Source organism: Micromonospora echinofusca (genome assembly GCF_017614955.1).
In the GTDB taxonomy this organism is placed as follows: domain Bacteria; phylum Actinomycetota; class Actinomycetes; order Mycobacteriales; family Micromonosporaceae; genus Micromonospora; species Micromonospora echinofusca_A.
This window is the reverse complement of record NZ_WVUH01000589.1, coordinates 1-2,245: the sequence shown is the minus strand read 5'-3', so window position 1 is coordinate 2,245 and position 2,245 is coordinate 1. Positions and strand designations below refer to the sequence as shown.

Annotated in this window: 1 protein-coding gene and 1 pseudogene; both read right to left on the bottom strand. The window is 73.7% G+C overall.

Annotated elements, in window-relative coordinates:
• Window positions 1-626: LamG domain-containing protein (locus tag GSF22_RS33040; protein ID WP_244454574.1), on the bottom strand; the 626-nt coding region annotated here is incomplete at its 3' end.
• 192 nt (window positions 627-818) lie between these two features.
• Window positions 819-2,245, bottom strand: a pseudogene (locus GSF22_RS33035) (MFS transporter); the annotation flags it as partial.

The following is a 2,245-nucleotide window of genomic DNA, read 5'->3' as shown; positions in this document are numbered from 1 at the left end:
GTGCTGCCGCCGTCGGTGACCAGCACGTCGTCGAAGGAGGCCGACGAGTACGCGGTCTGCAGGCCGATGCGGCCGGCGGCGACCAGGGAGCTGGTGCCCTGGCCGATCACCGTGCCGTCCACACTGCCCCGGACGGTGGTGCCGGTGACGTCGATGGCGAGGGTGTACCAGGTGCCGGTGGTGACGGTCCGGGAGGCGCTGGCGAGGACGGCCACCGAGCCGCCGTTGACCGCCTGCAACTGCACCTGGTTGGCCGGCAGCAGCGCGAGCCGGTAGTACACGGTGGACCCGGAGGCGCGGGCCAGCAGGCTGGCGTGGCCGGCGGAGCCGAGGCTGAGCGGCTTGACCCGGGCCTGCACCGTGTACGCCGTCCAACTGGTGCCGCCGGCGAAGATCCGGGCGTTCTCGCTGGTCGCGTTGGACTGCTGCACCGCCGGCGAGCCGTCGGTGACGACGGACCAGGTGCCGCCGGACTTGGACCAGCCGGAGGTGTCGCCGTCGGAGAAGTCGTCGTGGAGGACGGTGGCGGCGGAGGCGGTCGCGGTCATGCCGACCACGAGCGCGGCCGTGGGTGCGAGCACCCCGGCCAGGATCAGGGCCAGCCGACGCTGGCGGGACGAGCGCATGAAGGTGTACCTCCGGGGACGTGGTGGGTACGACAGCGAGAAAGCGCTTTCCCGGAGAAGTTACGAGCGCGTATTCGCCTGTGTCAACCTTTCGACCGTCGGACGGGACGGACCGCGCCGCACTGTCGGACGGGACGGCCTGCGCCCGACGGCCGGGCGGGACGGTCCGGGGCCGGCCGGTGTCCGGGCTGCGCCGGTTGTCCGCTCCGCCCGGTGCAGCAGCCCGGCGGCGAGCAGGCCACCGGCGAGAACCGCGCCGGCACCCACCGTCTGGCCGGTCTCCAACGCGGCGCGGAACGCGCCGGACACCACTGCCCGCTCGGCGTCGGTGCCGGCGGCGGCCAGGGCGGCGGGGAACGACCCGGCACCGGCGAGCGCGACCGGCAGCCCGGCGGCGAACCGGGCGTTGAGCACCGCCCCCAGTACGGCGATCCCGAGACTCCCGCCGACCTCGGCCATGGTGCCGTCGACCCCGGCACCGGCACCGGCCTTCTCCGGCGGGATGGCCCGCATCACCGCCTCCACGATGGCCGGGTTGGCCAGCGCGCAGCCGGTACCCATCACCAGCAGCCCGGCCAGCAGCACGCCGTACCCGTCCGACCGGACCTGGGTGACGGCGGCGAGCCCGGCGGCGAGCAGCACCATCCCGACCGCGATCGAGCGCGCCAACCCGAGTCGCCGGATCAGCCACGCGGCGACCCCGCCGAGGTTGAGCAGCACGATGGAGAGCGCGAACGGCACCATCCGCAACCCCGTCTCCCAGGCCGGGTAACCCCGGACGAACTGGAGGTGCTGGGTGAGCAGGAACAGCGCGCCGGTGGCGCCGAAGGTGATCAGGACGACGCCGGACACCGCGCCGACGAAACCCCGGTCCCGGAAGAAGTGCATGTCCAGCATCGGGTCGTCGACCCGTCGCTCCCACACCACGAAGAGTCCGAGCAGGCCCGCACCGGCACCGGCCGCGCCGAGGACCACCGGGGACGTCCAGCCCCGTTCCGGCCCGGAGATGATCGCCCAGACCAGCACGGTCAGCCCGGCGGTGGAGAGCAGCACCCCGCCCAGGTCCGGACGACCGCCCGCCACCCGGCCGGACTCGGGTACCAGCGCCCGGGTCGCCACCAGACAGACCGCCACGATCGGGATGTTCACCAGGAAGATGGCCCCCCAGGGCAGGTGGGCGAGGATGATGCCACCGATCGGCGGGCCGGCGGCGTAGCCCAGTGCGCTGGTCGCCGCCCAGATGCCGATGGCCCGGGACCGTTCGGCGTCGTCGAAGACCTGCATCGCGACGGCGAGGGTGGCGGTGACCAGGAGCGCGCCGCCCACCCCCATGCCGGCCCGGGCCGCGATCAGCTGTCCGCTGGTGTCGGCGAGCCCGGCGGCCAGCGAGCCGAGTCCGAACAGGACGAGCCCGGTCAGCAGCATCCGGCGGCGGCCGTACCGGTCGACGGCGCTGCCGGCGGCCAGCAGCAGACCGCACTGCACCAGCGCGTACGCGTTGATCATCCACTGCACGTCGGCGGTGCTGGCGTGCAGTTCGGTGGTGAGGACCGGCACCGCGACGGTCAGCACGGTGTTGTCGAGTACCACGGTGAGCTGGGCGAGGCAGAGGACCGCCA